At 44.8% G+C, this 15,207-nt stretch carries 16 protein-coding genes and 1 tRNA gene; 10 read left to right on the top strand and 7 right to left on the bottom strand.

Features of this window, described 5'->3' with window-relative positions; translation table 11 throughout:
* Window positions 1-100: 100 nt before the first annotated feature.
* From MHM99_RS04115 to lolB, 6 genes are all read right to left on the bottom strand, one after another.
* A complete protein-coding gene (locus MHM99_RS04115; RefSeq protein WP_239218280.1) occupies window positions 101-1,102 on the bottom strand; it encodes an NAD(P)-dependent alcohol dehydrogenase in 1,002 nt (333 codons plus the stop codon).
* Window positions 1,103-1,226: 124 nt separating this feature from the next.
* Window positions 1,227-1,709, bottom strand: coding sequence for a hypothetical protein (locus MHM99_RS04110; RefSeq protein ID WP_014976152.1), 483 nt, complete (start codon window positions 1,707-1,709; stop codon window positions 1,227-1,229).
* A 255-nt stretch (window positions 1,710-1,964) separates the two neighbouring features.
* Window positions 1,965-2,912: a ribose-phosphate pyrophosphokinase gene (locus MHM99_RS04105; RefSeq protein WP_014949014.1), complete on the bottom strand. Its 948-nt coding sequence runs from the start codon at window positions 2,910-2,912 to the stop codon at window positions 1,965-1,967.
* A gap of 33 nt (window positions 2,913-2,945) precedes the next feature.
* Window positions 2,946-3,021: transfer RNA gene (locus MHM99_RS04100), tRNA-Gln, on the bottom strand.
* Window positions 3,022-3,054: 33 nt separating this feature from the next.
* Complete coding sequence (gene ispE / locus MHM99_RS04095; RefSeq protein WP_239218278.1) at window positions 3,055-3,921, bottom strand: 4-(cytidine 5'-diphospho)-2-C-methyl-D-erythritol kinase; 867 nt, start codon at window positions 3,919-3,921, stop codon at window positions 3,055-3,057.
* On the bottom strand, window positions 3,921-4,547 hold the full coding sequence (gene lolB, locus MHM99_RS04090) for a lipoprotein insertase outer membrane protein LolB (protein WP_069944051.1): 627 nt from the start codon (window positions 4,545-4,547) through the stop codon (window positions 3,921-3,923). Before lolB ends, ispE begins: the two co-directional genes overlap by 1 nt.
* A gap of 131 nt (window positions 4,548-4,678) precedes the next feature.
* Here lolB and hemA point away from each other — a divergent pair, with 131 nt between their 5' ends.
* The 6 genes from hemA (at window position 4,679) to kdsA (ending at window position 11,391) form a co-directional block, all read left to right on the top strand.
* Window positions 4,679-5,953 (top strand): glutamyl-tRNA reductase, encoded by a 1,275-nt coding sequence (gene hemA, locus MHM99_RS04085; RefSeq protein ID WP_014949017.1) that lies wholly within the window; start codon window positions 4,679-4,681, stop codon window positions 5,951-5,953.
* 15 nt (window positions 5,954-5,968) lie between these two features.
* On the top strand, window positions 5,969-7,054 hold the full coding sequence (gene prfA / locus MHM99_RS04080) for a peptide chain release factor 1 (protein WP_014997976.1): 1,086 nt from the start codon (window positions 5,969-5,971) through the stop codon (window positions 7,052-7,054).
* A 36-nt stretch (window positions 7,055-7,090) separates the two neighbouring features.
* The gene (gene prmC / locus MHM99_RS04075; protein ID WP_239218276.1) at window positions 7,091-7,930 is read left to right on the top strand and encodes a peptide chain release factor N(5)-glutamine methyltransferase; all 840 of its coding nucleotides are present in this window, start codon (window positions 7,091-7,093) and stop codon (window positions 7,928-7,930) included.
* A gap of 419 nt (window positions 7,931-8,349) precedes the next feature.
* On the top strand, window positions 8,350-9,912 hold the full coding sequence (locus MHM99_RS04070) for a response regulator (RefSeq protein ID WP_014949020.1): 1,563 nt from the start codon (window positions 8,350-8,352) through the stop codon (window positions 9,910-9,912).
* Window positions 9,913-10,150: 238 nt separating this feature from the next.
* Complete coding sequence (locus tag MHM99_RS04065; RefSeq protein WP_230598726.1) at window positions 10,151-10,516, top strand: SirB2 family protein; 366 nt, start codon at window positions 10,151-10,153, stop codon at window positions 10,514-10,516.
* 20 nt (window positions 10,517-10,536) lie between these two features.
* Window positions 10,537-11,391, top strand: a complete 855-nt coding sequence (gene kdsA, locus MHM99_RS04060) for a 3-deoxy-8-phosphooctulonate synthase (RefSeq protein ID WP_014949022.1) — start codon at window positions 10,537-10,539, stop codon at window positions 11,389-11,391.
* A 62-nt stretch (window positions 11,392-11,453) separates the two neighbouring features.
* Here kdsA and MHM99_RS04055 read toward each other — a convergent pair whose 3' ends face one another.
* Entirely contained in the window at window positions 11,454-11,732 is a 279-nt protein-coding gene (locus MHM99_RS04055) for a hypothetical protein (RefSeq protein ID WP_014949023.1), read from the bottom strand.
* Window positions 11,733-11,948: 216 nt separating this feature from the next.
* On the opposite strand from MHM99_RS04055, the gene MHM99_RS04050 reads away from it, so the two are divergent.
* The 4 genes from MHM99_RS04050 to rlmM are packed head-to-tail and all read left to right on the top strand — an operon-like array spanning window position 11,949 to window position 15,138.
* Window positions 11,949-12,851 carry a transcriptional regulator GcvA gene (locus MHM99_RS04050; protein ID WP_014949024.1) on the top strand — a complete coding sequence of 301 codons (903 nt, stop codon included), beginning with the start codon at window positions 11,949-11,951 and terminating at the stop codon, window positions 12,849-12,851.
* A 1-nt stretch (window position 12,852) separates the two neighbouring features.
* Window positions 12,853-13,545 carry an alpha/beta family hydrolase gene (locus MHM99_RS04045; protein WP_239218274.1) on the top strand — a complete coding sequence of 231 codons (693 nt, stop codon included), beginning with the start codon at window positions 12,853-12,855 and terminating at the stop codon, window positions 13,543-13,545.
* Between the two features lie 35 nt (window positions 13,546-13,580).
* The gene (locus tag MHM99_RS04040) at window positions 13,581-14,048 is read left to right on the top strand and encodes a DUF423 domain-containing protein (protein ID WP_239218273.1); all 468 of its coding nucleotides are present in this window, start codon (window positions 13,581-13,583) and stop codon (window positions 14,046-14,048) included.
* Window positions 14,041-15,138 carry a 23S rRNA (cytidine(2498)-2'-O)-methyltransferase RlmM gene (gene rlmM, locus MHM99_RS04035; protein WP_239218272.1) on the top strand — a complete coding sequence of 366 codons (1,098 nt, stop codon included), beginning with the start codon at window positions 14,041-14,043 and terminating at the stop codon, window positions 15,136-15,138. The genes MHM99_RS04040 and rlmM overlap by 8 nt, the downstream gene beginning before the upstream one ends.
* The last annotated feature ends 69 nt before the right edge of the window (window positions 15,139-15,207 follow it).

Below are 15,207 nucleotides of genomic sequence, written 5' to 3'. Positions count from 1 at the left end.
AAAGCACTTTGCTAAGACTAACTTGTCCGTTAATGTCTCTTTCCTATGGCTTCAAAAGGTCAACAGGCCTTGGGAACATAGCAACTTTTTACACAAGCGTTTACTTCGTCAGCACAACTCTGTAATGGGCTTTACCTTCTCTTAATCGAGCAATAGCGTCATTCACGTCATCAAACTTGAAGGTTTCGGTCACAGGTTCAATATTGTGGTGTGCAGCGAAATCTAGCATGGTTTTAATGGTCGCGGGGCTTCCCACTGGCGAACCTGACACACTTTTCTGACCACCAATTAAGTTAAACGCACCAATATCTAGAGGTTCAAGGGTGGCGCCTACAAAGTGAAGTCGGCCTTTCGGTGCCAATGTAGATAGGTACAAATTCCAGTCTAGCTTCACATTTACAGTTGAAATAATTAAGTCAAACCGACCGCGCGCTTTTTTAATCTCATCTTCATCACGGCTATTAATCGTATCTGACGCACCTAGCTCTAGCGCTTCCGTCTTTTTAGATTCGCTAGAAGTGAACGCTACTACCTTACATCCCCACGCATTTAAAAACTGCAGGGCAAGATGACCCAGGCCGCCAATACCAACTACACCCACTTCACTCGCTGGGCTAATACCAAACTGGACTAATGGGTTGAAGACGGTAATACCTCCGCAAAAAAGAGGGCCTGCCTTTGTGCTATCGATAGCATCGGGAAGGGGAATAACGGCACGTGCTTGGGCGCGGACTTTATCTGCAAATCCACCGTGACGACCACCTATGGTCATCGTAGCATCGGCACACAGGTTATGATCGCCTTCTTCGCAGGTTCTACAACTATTGCAGTAGCCTGAATGCCAGCCTAAACCGACACGCTGTCCCACCTTAAGTGACGTTACATGTTCACCTATTTGGCTAATTGTGCCGACAACCTCGTGACCAGGCACAAAGGGATATTCTGTCATGCCCCATTCATTATCGAGCATGCTTAGGTCGCTGTGGCAGATACCACAGCTTTCAACGTCTATTTCAACGTCATGTGAGCCAAGCTTACCGGGGTCGTATTGAAACTTTTCTAGTTTTCCACCCGCTTCTTTAGCGGCATATGCATTTATCATCAATAACCGTCCTTTTAAGTGTTGCAGTGCAACATTCACGCGTAAGCAAAAATTCTATAATTGCTAAATCGCTAGCTTAATTACCTTTATAAGTAATTTGCTACACGCAAAGCTATATTCGCGATCATTGTGTTTGCAGGTTATCAATGACTTTACTGGTATCGAGTACTTTAACGCTTGATACTTGAAGTACCGTACCGAATTGCGTAAATGTCATCATGTCGGGTTTAGGCGTACCTTTAACTTCAACAATAAGGCCGTTCTTTTGATAGGTTTCATCTAAGCCATGTAGCGTATAACGATCGCCGTTTTTAGCAATAAAAGCATAAAAACCGCCTTCGAGATCTTTATAAATAATACTGCCCTTCATGGTGACTTCACCTTTTGCATTATCTTCTACGGCTTCAGCCTGAGTAACTGGTTCGGCTACCAGTTCCTTGGGCATAGACGCCTTATCGTTAGCTTGAACTGTGGAAGATTTGTCTTTCATTTCAGTTCCTTGTTTCTCAAGATCTGCTTGTTTCACTGAGTCGTCATCTCCAGAGCAGCCTGCTGTATTTAAAAGGGCAGCAATTACTGCAACAAGGCATAGTGTTTTTGTTTTCATTTTATGTCCTTAATATTAGTTTTAACGCACAACAATTCTTAACGTTAAACCTAAAATTGATGAAAAGAAAGTCACATTAATGAGTCGGAAAACGGCAATAAAGTATATTTAAGGCGTAAACGGAATGTGTTTGGCTTGATGTACTGTTCTTATTCTTAAGGCGATGTTCGCTTTCAAAGAAAAAAGAAAGGTAAAAAAAGAGCCGGCGCCACTTACATGGGCCAGCTCTTTGGTAGGAGTAACAATATTTAAATTTTAGTATTCAAACATTGCTGAAATAGACTCTTCGTTGCTGATACGACGAATAGTTTCTGCAAGCATCTCAGATAAAGTAAGCTGTTTTACTTTTCCAATTTGCTTCATCTCTGCACTTAATGGGATAGAGTCGGTAACGATAATTTCGTCAATAACAGACTCTTTAAGATTGTTTGCAGCGTTGCCTGAAAAGATAGCGTGAGTCGCGTAAGCATAAACACGGCGCGCGCCATGTGCTTTAAGTGCTTCGGCTGCTTTTGCAAGCGTACCGCCTGTATCAATCATGTCATCGACAATGATGCAGTCTCTGTCTTTTACGTCACCAATGATGTTCATTACCTGAGCCACGTTCGCTTTAGGGCGACGCTTATCGATAATGGCAAGGTCGGTGTCGTTAAGTAGTTTCGCAGTAGCACGTGCACGTACAACACCGCCAATGTCAGGAGAAACGACTACAGGGTCGGCAAAATCACGTCTTACCATGTCAGCAAGAAGGATAGGAGTACCGAATGCGTTATCCACCGGAACATCAAAGAAACCTTGAATCTGTTCGGCGTGTAGGTCGATAGTAAGTACGCGGTCAACACCAACGTTAGACAGGAAGTCAGCCACTACTTTCGCAGTAATTGGCACCCTAGCTGAACGAACACGACGGTCTTGGCGTGCATAACCAAAGTAAGGAATTACTGCTGTAATACGACCAGCTGATGCGCGACGTAGTGCGTCGATCATCACAATAAGTTCCATAAGGTTATCGTTAGTAGGTGCACACGTAGACTGGATAATAAAAACGTCCGAGCCACGGACGTTTTCATGAATTTCTACGCTGATTTCACCGTCACTGAAACGGCCAACTTTGGCATTTCCAAGTTTGGTGTAGAGGCGATCGGCAACTTTCTGGGCAAGTTCTGGTACGGCATTACCTGCAAAGAGCTTCATATCTGGCACAAGTGGTTCCTCAGTGCGTTGATAAAAGAGGTTTGGCTGGGGTAGCAGGACTCGAACCTACGAATGGCGGGATCAAAACCCGCTGCCTTACCAACTTGGCTATACCCCAATTTTTAAGTTCTTGTCCGATGTGGCGTACACGCTATCTTTGTTGTTCTAATTTGTCTAATAGTGGTGAGCGATTCACACCTTTTGCGACAAAACTCTGCCAGGTTTCAGGCATTTGAGCCCTAACTTGTTCGGCTAAAGTGTAGTCAGAAAAAGTGGCAAACACGCATGCACCTGTGCCCGTCATTCGCGACGGTGCGTAGTGTACCAACCACTGTAATAATTTTGCAACTTCAGGATAGCGATTCGCGACTAATTGCTGACAATCATTCCAAGTTTTTTCAAATTTATAGTCTTCCCAACGTATCGCAGGTGTATTTCTGGGCAAATCCGGCGAGGTGAACACTTCGGCTGTGCTGACATGAACATTTGGGTTCGCTACAAGAAAATACTGTTCTTTTTGGGGAGCTGGCGTTATCTCTTCTCCAACGCCTCCTGCAAATGCCGTTAGACCTCGCACAAAAATAGGTACATCAGCGCCTAAAGATAACCCAAGCTCAGCCAGTTCATCTTCACTTAGCCCTGTGTTCCAAAGGTGATTAAGCGCCACTAACGTGGTTGCTGCATTCGATGATCCCCCGCCAATGCCGCCCCCCATAGGAAGGCGCTTATCTAACGAAATAACGGCACCTTTATTCCATTTTGTTTTTGTTGCCAGCAGTCGCGCTGCTTTTACAATTAAATTGTCATCGTCTGGCACACCATCAAGAGGTGTTTCCATGCGTATGATTGTGTGGTCTGTACTTATGTCAAAGGCGAGTGCATCGCCGTAATCCAGCATTTGAAACAGACTTTGAAGCTGGTGATAGCCGTTGTCGTAGCGGCCAAGTATATGCAAGAAAAGATTCAGTTTAGCGGGGGAAGGCCACCAATCTTTATGTTCTGAAACAGATGAGTTCACTACAGAGTCCACTGATAAATTTTAATTTTAAGCTGAGTATTAGGCATGTCCGGCGTTTCATTCTGGGTAAGCGTTATGCTGTGAGGCAACCATACAGATGTGCCATCATCTAGCTCAACACTACCGTAGTTACCGTAAGCAACTTGCCAATTGCGGCAACCTTGGCAATAGCTCTCTAGGGTATTAACCAACCCTTTTTCAGTTAGGGTGAATTTATCACCGTCTAGCGGTAAGCCTTTTACCCAAGACAACAGTGATTCCACCGGAATGACCATTCCCGTAATCTGATAAATAAGTGGTTCTGGTAAAGCATCTACATACGTTTCACCGTCAGCCTCTAATACCGACTGCTGCTGGGTAACGTTAAGGTTAACCAGACTTACCCCTAAAAAATTGGTTAATCGAAAATCAAAATCACCGGAATCGTTTTTCCAGACTAAATTAAGGCTGGCCGCTTCTTTTCCTTGGCGAAATGCAATTTTTCCGCGCATTTGCCACTGATGTACTTCAGCGACTTTTTCAAGTTGAGCCGTGAGGTTTACCGCGTTTTCTGGGCCTTTGGGAGCGGTTGTGCATGCGCTCAGTACGAAGCAGAGAAACAACAGTAGGGAAATAAAGCGAATCATTAAGGCGCGTTACCTGTATAAAAATAAAACACATTTAATTGTGACATTATGGGAACACAGTTTCACCAACACTTTCAATCATTTTGGGTTTTTCGTACAATGCCGCTCCGACGTTGCCAGCACAGATTTTAATGACTTTACTCGCCCTCGGTATTAACCACAAAACAGCACCAGTAGCACTTCGCGAAAAAGTGGCCTTTACACCAGATTCTCTGGTGGAAGCGCTTGCGAGTTTAAAAAAGCTGGAAGGGGTAGATGAGTCTGTCATTGTATCGACCTGTAACCGCACTGAGCTATACGTCAATACTCAAGACGACACCGGCCAAAAGCTTCTACAATGGTTAAGTGACTTCCATCACTTGGATGTAGAAGAGATTGCCAATAACAGCTATGTGCTCGCGCAGGATGAAGCGGTAAAGCACATTATGCGTGTAGCCAGCGGACTTGATTCACTGATTTTGGGAGAACCTCAAATCTTAGGTCAGGTGAAGCAGGCGTTTGGTGATGCAAAACACTCAGGTATGGTGAGCAGCGAATTTGATAAGCTGTTTCAACATACGTTTTCGGTGGCGAAGCGAGTTCGCAGTGAAACAGATATAGGTGCAAACGCGGTAAGCGTGGCATATGCAGCCGTTCAGTTGGCCAAGCATATATTCGCTGAACTACCAAAACGTTCAGTGTTATTAGTGGGAGCTGGCGAAACCATTGAACTTGTGGCTCAGCATTTGAAAGAGCAGGGCGTGAGCTGTTTGGCGGTGGCGAACAGAACCGTAGCGCGAGCAGAAGCCTTAGCCGAAACACTAGATGCGAGTGTGTTTACCTTATCGCAGGTGCCAGAGCACTTAAAAGACTTTGATATCGTGATAAGCTCTACCGCTAGCCAACTGCCCTTAATTGGCAAGGGGATGGTGGAGAAAGCCCTTAAACAGCGCAAAAATATGCCGATGTTTTTGGTGGACTTGGCGGTACCACGAGATATTGAGTCAGAGGTTAACGAGCTAGGCGATGCCTATCTTTATACTGTTGATGACCTGCAGCATATTGTTCAGAAGAATTTAGAAAACCGCGAGCAAGCAGCAAAAGAAGCCGAAAAGCTCATCGACAAACAAGCTGGCGACTACATGACGTGGAAGCAGTCGCAGCAATCGATAGATTTAGTAAGACAGTATCGCCAAAAAGGCATGGCACAGCGTGACGATATTGTGGAAAAAGCCAAAGCGCAATTAGCGGAAGGTAAAAATGCCGAAACGGTATTAGAAGAAATGGCGTATAAATTAACCAATACGCTATTGCACCCAACAACCTTAGCGTTACGCGAGGCTGCCATGCACGATGACCCGGCATTGAGCCGATGGATGGGACAGGCATTAGATTTATCTGACTTTTCGTCAGACGATAATAAATAAGGTAATAAGAAGCATATGAAAGAGTCGGTAGTTAGGAAACTCGAACACTTAGTCGAGCGTTTCGAAGAAGTTCAGGCGTTGTTAGGCGACCCTGGAGTTATCGGCGATCAGGATAAGTTTCGCAACTTGTCAAAAGAGTTCAGTCAGCTAGAAGATGTAGTGGCAGGCTTTAATGCTTATCAGCAAGCACAAGAAAACTTGGCTTCAGCGCAGGAAATGCTGAATGAAGACGACGCTGAAATGCGCGAGATGGCACAAGAAGAGATGAAAGAAGCCAAGGCGGAAATTGAACGCCTTGAAACTGAACTTCAGGTGCTACTTCTGCCTAAAGATCCTAACGATGATAACAACTGTTTCTTGGAAATTCGCGCTGGTGCGGGTGGTGACGAAGCGGCAATATTTGCAGGTGACTTGTTCCGCATGTACAGCCGTTATGCCGAAAGTCGTGGCTGGCGTGTAGAGTTGGTTAACGCCAATGAAGGTGAGCACGGCGGTTATAAAGAAGTCATTGCGAATGTTAGCGGCGATGGCGTGTACGGCGTATTGAAATTCGAGTCGGGCGGTCACCGCGTACAGCGTGTACCAGAAACCGAATCACAAGGCCGTATCCATACCTCGGCATGTACCGTGGCGGTATTACCAGAAATTCCAGAGTCGCAGGCTATTGAAATTAACCCTGCAGAGCTTCGCATCGATACCTTCCGTGCATCAGGTGCGGGTGGTCAGCACGTTAACAAAACCGACTCGGCTATTCGTATTACTCACTTGCCAACAGGCTTGGTAGTGGAATGTCAGGACGAGCGTTCACAGCACAAAAACCGTGCGAAAGCGATGTCGGTACTTCAAGCGCGCTTAAATCAGATTGAAGAAGAAAAGCGTGCAGCAGAAGAGGCTTCTACTCGTAAGAGCCTAGTCGGTAGCGGTGACCGCTCTGAGCGAATTCGTACTTATAACTTCCCGCAGGGACGTGTAACCGACCACCGTATCAACCTGACTATTTATCGTTTAGACGAAGTGGTGGAAGGTGACCTTAAGCAGCTTATCGACCCAATTTTGCAAGAGCATCAGGCCGATCTACTGGCCTCTCTGTCTGACGAATAACGCTGTCTTGTTACACAAACTGTTTATAGAAAAACAATGCGCATAGACAACGCCTTAACATGGGCTGCTGAACAACTAGAGGGTGGGGAGTCACCCTCTATTGATGCCAAAGTCATGTTGGCGAACATTCTAGGTAAGTCACAAACTTACCTATTCACATGGCCTGATAAAACCTTGGATGCCGCCCAAAAAGCGCAGTTTGAAGCGGATGTGGCCAAGCGTAAACGGGGTGAGCCCGTGGCGTATATTATCGGCAAGCGTGATTTCTGGACCCTGTCACTGTTTACCTCGCCAGATACATTAATTCCACGACCGGATACAGAAGTATTGGTTGAGCAGGTGTTCAATTGGGCAAATCAACAATCCTCTGCATCCTTATCTATCTGTGATTTGGGAACCGGTACGGGCGCTATTGCGTTGGCATTAGCGAGCGAACTGCCAGAAGCATCCGTTACTGGCGTAGACTACCAAGAGGGGGCGGTGAAGCTTGCTACCCGCAATGCTCAAGCTAATAGCATAGCCAATGCGCATTTTGTGCAAAGTGACTGGTTTAGTGCGCTGGCAGGTCAAACCTTCGACATTATTGTTTCAAACCCACCTTACATAGAAGAATCCAGTCCATACCTTAATGAGGGCGACGTGCGTTTTGAACCTAAAACAGCATTAACCTCGGGCACTGACGGCCTAGACGACATAAAACACATCATCAATAGCGCGCCGCAATATCTCAATAAAGATGCCTTACTTGCATTCGAACACGGCTTTGACCAAGGGGTTGCGGTTAACGCTTTGCTCGTAGATGCGGGATTTGTAGACGTCAAAACTGTTAAAGATTACGGCAACAATGACCGTGTAACGCTAGGACAGTGGCAGTAGTTTTCAACCTCCAAAGAAGTTATCTTTTCTGTAGTTATCAAAATTTAATTGCAAACTTGCTAATATTTTGTTTTGCATTAGTATCTATTAAGCGGTTGTAAGACCTCAAAAAGCGCTAGAATATACCAATCTGCATAGATAATTACCCACTCAGCGAGAGTTAAAATGTTCGTAATCGCGGCGTGTTACCGTAGTTATAGTGGTTCTACATCAAGGTGACACAACAAAGAGTACGGACATTTTAAACTCGCCCTTCGGGAAGGTCTGGCAAGCTTCATAGCTGCATTCTGGGAATTTAAAAGGGAACAGCCATTCCTGCATTCCCACGCTTTGCTAGGAAACTTGCCAGCGCCTTCTGAATGGGCAATTATCTATGCGGATTGGTATTGAACAATCTCTTACACTACAGGACGTACCAGATGAATGATGACTTTCTTTTCGCAGAAGATGACGATGAAAATGAAGTAGATGATCTGGGTAGCTGGAAAGTACTCATTGTTGATGATGAACCCGAAGTACACGCCGTTACCAAGCTGGCGCTAAATGACTTTAGTTTAAATGGCAAAACCCTTGAGTTTGTTAGTGCCTATAGCGGAGAGGAAGCGAAGGCCATTTTCAAAACCCATGATGATATCGCCGTTGTGTTACTTGATGTTGTTATGGAGACTGATGACGCCGGTCTTAAAGTGGCGGAGTATGTTCGTAACGAATTAGACAATCATTTCACGCGTATTATTTTGCGTACCGGACAACCTGGCCAAGCCCCTGAAAAAGATGTCATCATTAATTACGACATCAACGACTACAAGTCGAAAACCGAACTCACCGCGCAAAAACTTTTTACTGTTATCATTGCAGCGCTCCGCTCATATCGAGATATTATCGTTATCGAAGAAAATAGACGCGGCCTTGAAAAAATTATAGATGCGTCTGTGGATTTATTTTCCTCCCGTTCCCTCGAAAAGTTCATGCAGGGTATTATTCAACAGCTTGCATCTATTTTGGGCTGTTCAAAGGATGCTGCCTACATTACCACTGCGGTGGCAACCACATCGCGTACTATCAACACCAGCAACAACAAACTGGGTGACGACGAACTATATGTTTTTGCTGGCAACGGTGAGTACGCCAGTAAGGAAGGGGTGCCTTTAAAAGACGCGATTAGCGCACAAGAATATGCCCTGTGCGCAAGAGCCATGCGCGATAAGCAAATTGTTTATGCAGAAGATCACGTTGTGGCTTATTGCAACAGTAAAAGTCACAATGGTGCACTCTTGTACTTGTCAGGATTACCGAGACGAATAGGGGAAAGTGATCGTCATCTGGTAAAACGCTTTTCAGACAGTGTTCAGCTTGCTTTTGACAATGTACTTAAAACCGTTGATGTTGAAGCGACGCAGAAAGAAATAATTGAGCGTTTAGGTCGAGCGTTAGAGCATGAGTCAAATGCATCAAATAATCTCACAAGAATGGTTGAAATGGCGCAACTGTTGGCAGAAAAGGTTGGGCTGAACGAGCAAGACATCCACGCATTACGCCTTGCCGTGCCACTCCATGATATTGGGACGTCTATAGTGCCTAAATCTATTTTGCACAAAACGACGCCGTTAACCGAAGAGGAAGTATTTAAAATACGTCAGCATGCTGAATTTGGTTACCAGATTTTGCGAGATTCAAGCCGGCCCACTATCCAACTTGCAGCAATGTTAGCAAAGCAACATCACGAACGCTGGGATGGAAAGGGATATCCAGACGGGCTTAAAGGCGAAGAAATTGATATAAAAAGCCGTATTGCCACGTTAGTTGATGTGTTTGATGCACTGTTAAACGCAAGGCCGTATAAGCCAGCGTGGACAATTGATAAGGTTGAAGCCGTATTGAAAGAGGAAAGTGGCAAGCACTTCGACCCTGATTTAGTTCAGTGTATGCTAAATGACCTTCCGGCCTTTATGGCAATTCAAGCTCAATTCCCTGACGCATAATGATTTATTTCTCCGTTATTTACGTACTGTAATACGTTACAATAACAGCCTTTAAACAGGCGCCATAATTAAAACGAAGGCAGGTGCTACATGCACCTGTTTTTTTGAGTCTGCTACTCGTATTCTGAGTCTGTTGAATTTTACATTGCTGTAAAACTAAATCGGCTCAATTAACACCTGTGTTAAAGTAACCAGAAGCAGCCTTACTATCTAATAAGAACAGGAACACATTATGTACATGATGGCTAAACACCTTCACATGACCGCCGTTGGCTTGAGCATATTATTTTTTGTCTTTCGCTTTATATGGAGTCAATTCGACGCTACAGCACTTAGCAAAAAATGGGTTAAAATTCTCCCTCATATCATTGATACCGTGCTATTAGCCAGCGCAATTTGGCTATGCATTATTTTGTCTCAATATCCTTTAGTTAATGCATGGCTCACATTTAAAGTTGTGGGCGTGGTGCTGTACATAGTGTTTGGATTGTTTGCATTGAAAAAAGCCAAAACAGCGTTAGGCAAATGGAGCTTTTTCGTAGCAGCGCTTGTTGTGCTTATGGCAACGGCTATGGTTGCTGTAACCAAACAACCTCTTTTTTAAGATTTAATTGGAAATAGATAATGTCTGAATCTCAACAGATTATTAATGTAGGTAACGTTGACGTTGCCAACCACTTGCCGTTTGTTCTGTTCGGTGGAATGAACGTACTTGAGTCTCGCGATCTCGCTATGCGTATCGCAGAACACTATGTTGAAGTAACGCAAAAGCTCAATATTCCGTACGTTTTTAAAGCCTCGTTTGATAAAGCGAACCGTTCATCAGTGACTTCTTACCGTGGGCCTGGCATGGAAGAAGGGTTGCGTATTTTTGAAGAAATTAAGTCGACCTTTAACGTTCCGCTTATCACTGATGTGCACGAACCGCACCAAGCAGCTCCTGTAGCTGAAGTGGTGGATGTTATTCAACTGCCTGCTTTCTTGGCGCGCCAAACCGACCTTGTGGTTGCAATGGCAAAAACCGGCAGCGTTATCAATGTGAAAAAGCCTCAATTCTTAGCACCGCATGAGATGCGTCACATCATAGGAAAACTAGGCGAAGCGGGGAACGATAAGGTTATTCTTTGTGAGCGTGGTAGCTGCTTTGGTTATAACAATTTAGTTGTGGATATGCTTGGCATGGACGCAATGAAAGAATATGCCCCAGTAATATTTGATGCGACGCACGCACTTCAAATGCCGGGTGGCCGTGCGACGTCTGCAGATGGTCGTAGAGCGCAAGCTGCACAGTTGGCCAGAAGCGGTATGGCGCTAGGTTTAGCGGGCTTGTTTATTGAAGCTCATCCTAATCCTGATGAAGCACTATGTGATGGGCCTTGCGCACTGCCGTTGGCAAAATTAGAGCCTTACTTGCAGCAGATGAAAGCACTAGATGAATTGGTGAAAGGTTTTGACGCGTTAGATACAAGTAATACCTAAGCTAGTAATTGATGGCGTATGCCGGTGCAAGCACCGGCATGCGTATCAGGTGTGTGAGTTGCTTATTCCGCTTCAGAAACGTTTACGCGCTCTTCACCTTTTGTCATTGCTAATAAGTTCTTGTGAAGCTGAACTTGCGTCTCTTCAGCTAAAATCGCTTTAGACTGCTTTTTCACAACAATGTGTGCATCGTTTTCTGGCAGTACTTCGGCCATTTTTACGCTGGTCATTGCTGTGTTGATTAACGATTGTAGATTGATCTTTTCTGGTTGTGCGTTAGCATTTGCAGCAGCGCTTACAAAAGCCATTACAGAAACACTAGCTAAAAGTAATTTTTTCATTTTCACACCTAATAAAAATAATTAAATAATTGTTGATGAATGTTAAAATGTTTAACAAATGTTCATCATAAAATGCTGAAATTAAATGTTCTTTTTTAATTTCGGGCAAATTATAGTCAGTAGGTGGTGAAAAATAAAACGAGTAAAAGTATGGGTTGTCATTAGAAAAACTAATGAATTTGTCATGCTTCGGTCACACTGGATTAAAAACGATATATGCATCGACGTTTACCCCCTCTCAACGCCTTGAAATCGTTTGAAGCGGCTGCTCGCCATTTGAGCTTTACTAAGGCTGCCGATGAGCTGTTTGTTACGCAAGCTGCCGTTAGCCACCAGATAAAAGCGCTTGAAGATTTCTTATCGATGAAGCTATTCCTTCGAAGAAATAGAACCCTGCTTCTAACCGAAGAAGGTCAAGCTTATTTTCTTGAGCTAAAAGATATCTTCAAAAACTTACAAGACGCGACAGAAAGGCTACTTGCGAAGGGCAGTAAAGGTGCTATCACGGTAGCGATGCCGCCCAGCTTTGCGAGCCAATGGCTGGTACCCCGTATTCATAAGTTTAGTTTGGCGCATCCAGACATCGACGTACGCATCAAGGCAGTTGATTTCGATGAAGGCTTCTTAGAAGACGATGTAGACGTTGCAATATATTACGGTAAAGGTCGTTGGGCTGGTCTTCAGGCCGACCAGCTACATCGAGAGTTTCTAACTCCGCTTTGCTCTCCAATGCTTTTTCAAGGTCCCAAACCTTTATCCAGCCTGTCTGACTTACGGCACCACGTGTTGCTTCACGACTTAAGCCGTACGGCATGGAAGAATTGGTTGAAGCATGTAGGTGTGGTTGGCGTAAACGTTAACCAAGGCCCGGTTTTCAGTCACTCTATGCTAGTTTTGCAGGCAGCGGCGCTAGGGCAAGGTATTGCGTTGGGTAACACGGTACTTGCAAGGCCGGAAATTGAAGCGGGGAGACTGGTTATGCCGTTCGAGGAGCGAGTGGAGAGTCGAGACGCGTTTTATTTAGTGTGTGAGGAATCACAAGCTGAATTAGGAAAGATTGCTGCATTTAGAGACTGGATCTTAGCGCTGGTTGAAGCTGAACAAGAGGACTTACTGTAATATGACTACATCGAATGCCACCGCTGAACAGCCTGGTTTTGACATTGAATTGCATGAAGCCGATAAGCCTATAGCGTGCTTGATATTGGGCCACGGAGCTGGTGCGGGAAAGGAACATGAGTTCATGCAAGCGATGGCGTCGGAGCTTGTTGCAAAAGGCATATCGACCGTGCTTTTTAACTTCCCTTATATGCAAACCATAAAAGCTACCGGTAAGCGTAGGCCTCCCGATAAAGCCGATAAACTTATGTCACACTTTACTGCGGTGATTGAAACCTGCAGTAACGATAACAAAGCCTTGCATAACTTGCCTGTTTTCATCGGTGGAAAGTCGATGGGCGGGCGAATGGCGACTATGGTGTATGAAGCGGTGAGCAATGTAAAAGGCGCGATAGCGCTGGGCTATCCGTTCCACCCTCCTGGTAAGCCAGAAAAAACACGCACCGAACATCTGCAAACGGCGTCTAAACCTTTGCTTATTATTCAGGGTGAACGAGATACCTTTGGTACGAAGAGCGAAGTGGAGAGTTACAAAAAGAACGGCGTGTTATCTTCCATGATTGAGTGCGCATATTTAGAGGACGGCGATCACAGTTTTAAGCCTCGAAAAGCAAGCGGAAAAACGCAGGAAGAACATATTGCTAAAGCTGCCACACTTACCGCGTCTTTTATAGAAGCCAATTTGAATAATTAATGATGAATTAGAAATCAGAGCGAACGACTAATTTAATGAAAACTGAAAAACTTGGGTTAGCCACCGTTGCTAAACCTTATCTTATTGCAGGCGCATTGCTAGCGGGCCTTTCGGTCATATTAGGTGCGTTCGGCGCACATGGATTAAAAAGCGTGTTAACTGCACAGCAGCTCAACACTTTTGAAATTGGCGTGCGTTACCAAATGTATCACGCATTAGCCTTACTGCTTTTGCCTGCGCTGTCAGGGGTTGTCTCATCAACGTGGGCCAACAGAGTAGCGTTTTGTTTCGTTACCGGTACGGTGTTGTTTAGTGGAAGTTTATACGCGCTAGGAATGAGCGGCATAAAATGGTTTGGGCCGATAACCCCTTTGGGAGGCATGTTCTTTATTATTGGATGGGTGTTGTTAGTGATTGGACTGATAAAAGGTCATGATTTAAACAAGCAACAAAAAGAAGAGCAGAACAAAACTCACCACATGCCGGGGGCAGGTAATGCCTAACACCAGTATTTTAGGTTATTGCCGACCTGGTTATGAAAACGATACGGCTAACGAGCTTACCTCTCGTTACGGTGAAGCCCAGTGTTATGGCTACCCAGTATCTAAGAAGAACAGTGGCTTTGTACTTTATCATTTATATGATGCCACGCAGCTTGAGCAAACCATTACCCAGTTTGCTGTTCACGACAGTATCTTCCCTCGTCAACTGGTGGCTGTTTTTGCCACGCTAAACGATATAGAGAAAGAGGACAGGGTAGGGCAAGTGCTCGAGGCTTTGAAAGAGGTAGAAGAACCATTTCAAATTTTTGGCGCCATAGACGTCGAATACCCAGATACAGAAGAAGGTAAAACCCTCGCAAAGTTCTGCCGGAAGTTTACGGTTCCTCTTCGCCAAGCCCTAAGAAAGGCGGGATGGCTCACCGCAAAGGAAAATTTAGGTAAACCGAAGCTACATATTTTCTTTGAGTCATTTGAGATTTGCCATATTGGCTATACATTACACAGTCATGCTAGTGGCGATCACTTGGGTATTTGCCGGTTAAAGTTCCCAAGTGATGCGCCGAGCCGCTCGACGCTTAAACTTGAAGATGCCTTAGTGAATATGCTGAGCGACAAACAGCAGGCTAAGGTACTTCGAAGCGGTGGACGTGCCGTGGACCTAGGTGCATGCCCGGGCGGTTGGACATATCAGCTGGTGAAGCGCGGAATGTATGTTGAAGCTATCGACAATGGACTTGTAGCCGATAGTTTAATGAGCACGGGCTTGGTTGAACATCACGCGGCAGACGGGTTTACCTATCGACCACAATTTGGTCGTGTAGATTTGCTGGTATGTGATATGATAGAGCAACCCGATAGGGTAGCTAAATTGATGGGTGATTGGTTAGTTAAGCACTGGGCAACGCACGCAATATTCAATTTAAAGTTACCTATGAAACAACGTTATGAAACTGTAGTTGAAGCCATGACGTTGCTAAGAGGCCGATTAAATGCCTTGGAAGATGCATTTGCGGTGAAGGTGAGGCATCTCTACCACGACAGAGATGAAGTTACAGTAACAATTGTTCGCACTTCAAAAGATGAGGTGTGATTTTGTTATTTTTCAAAAAAGTGTCATTAATTAATAAGTTATTGATACTTAAAGAAAAGAATTAATGGT

This window comes from Alteromonas sp. MmMcT2-2 (assembly GCF_022348305.1).
Lineage (GTDB): Bacteria > Pseudomonadota > Gammaproteobacteria > Enterobacterales > Alteromonadaceae > Alteromonas > Alteromonas macleodii.
The sequence above is the reverse complement of the archived record's forward strand: the minus strand, read 5'-3'. Positions and strand labels throughout refer to the sequence as shown.

Excerpts from the sequence above, each read along its gene's own strand:
- MHM99_RS04115 (WP_239218280.1), bottom strand. The coding sequence starts at position 1,102 with ATGATAAATGCATATGCCGCTAAAGAAGCGGGTGGAAAACTAGAAAAG.
- MHM99_RS04110 (WP_014976152.1), bottom strand. The coding sequence starts at position 1,709 with ATGAAAACAAAAACACTATGCCTTGTTGCAGTAATTGCTGCCCTTTTA.
- lolB (WP_069944051.1), bottom strand. The coding sequence starts at position 4,547 with ATGATTCGCTTTATTTCCCTACTGTTGTTTCTCTGCTTCGTACTGAGC.
- hemA (WP_014949017.1), top strand. The coding sequence starts at position 4,679 with ATGACTTTACTCGCCCTCGGTATTAACCACAAAACAGCACCAGTAGCA.
- prfA (WP_014997976.1), top strand. The coding sequence starts at position 5,969 with ATGAAAGAGTCGGTAGTTAGGAAACTCGAACACTTAGTCGAGCGTTTC.
- prmC (WP_239218276.1), top strand. The coding sequence starts at position 7,091 with ATGCGCATAGACAACGCCTTAACATGGGCTGCTGAACAACTAGAGGGT.
- MHM99_RS04070 (WP_014949020.1), top strand. The coding sequence starts at position 8,350 with ATGAATGATGACTTTCTTTTCGCAGAAGATGACGATGAAAATGAAGTA.
- MHM99_RS04065 (WP_230598726.1), top strand. The coding sequence starts at position 10,151 with ATGATGGCTAAACACCTTCACATGACCGCCGTTGGCTTGAGCATATTA.
- kdsA (WP_014949022.1), top strand. The coding sequence starts at position 10,537 with ATGTCTGAATCTCAACAGATTATTAATGTAGGTAACGTTGACGTTGCC.
- MHM99_RS04055 (WP_014949023.1), bottom strand. The coding sequence starts at position 11,732 with ATGAAAAAATTACTTTTAGCTAGTGTTTCTGTAATGGCTTTTGTAAGC.
- MHM99_RS04050 (WP_014949024.1), top strand. The coding sequence starts at position 11,949 with ATGCATCGACGTTTACCCCCTCTCAACGCCTTGAAATCGTTTGAAGCG.
- MHM99_RS04045 (WP_239218274.1), top strand. The coding sequence starts at position 12,853 with ATGACTACATCGAATGCCACCGCTGAACAGCCTGGTTTTGACATTGAA.
- MHM99_RS04040 (WP_239218273.1), top strand. The coding sequence starts at position 13,581 with ATGAAAACTGAAAAACTTGGGTTAGCCACCGTTGCTAAACCTTATCTT.
- rlmM (WP_239218272.1), top strand. The coding sequence starts at position 14,041 with ATGCCTAACACCAGTATTTTAGGTTATTGCCGACCTGGTTATGAAAAC.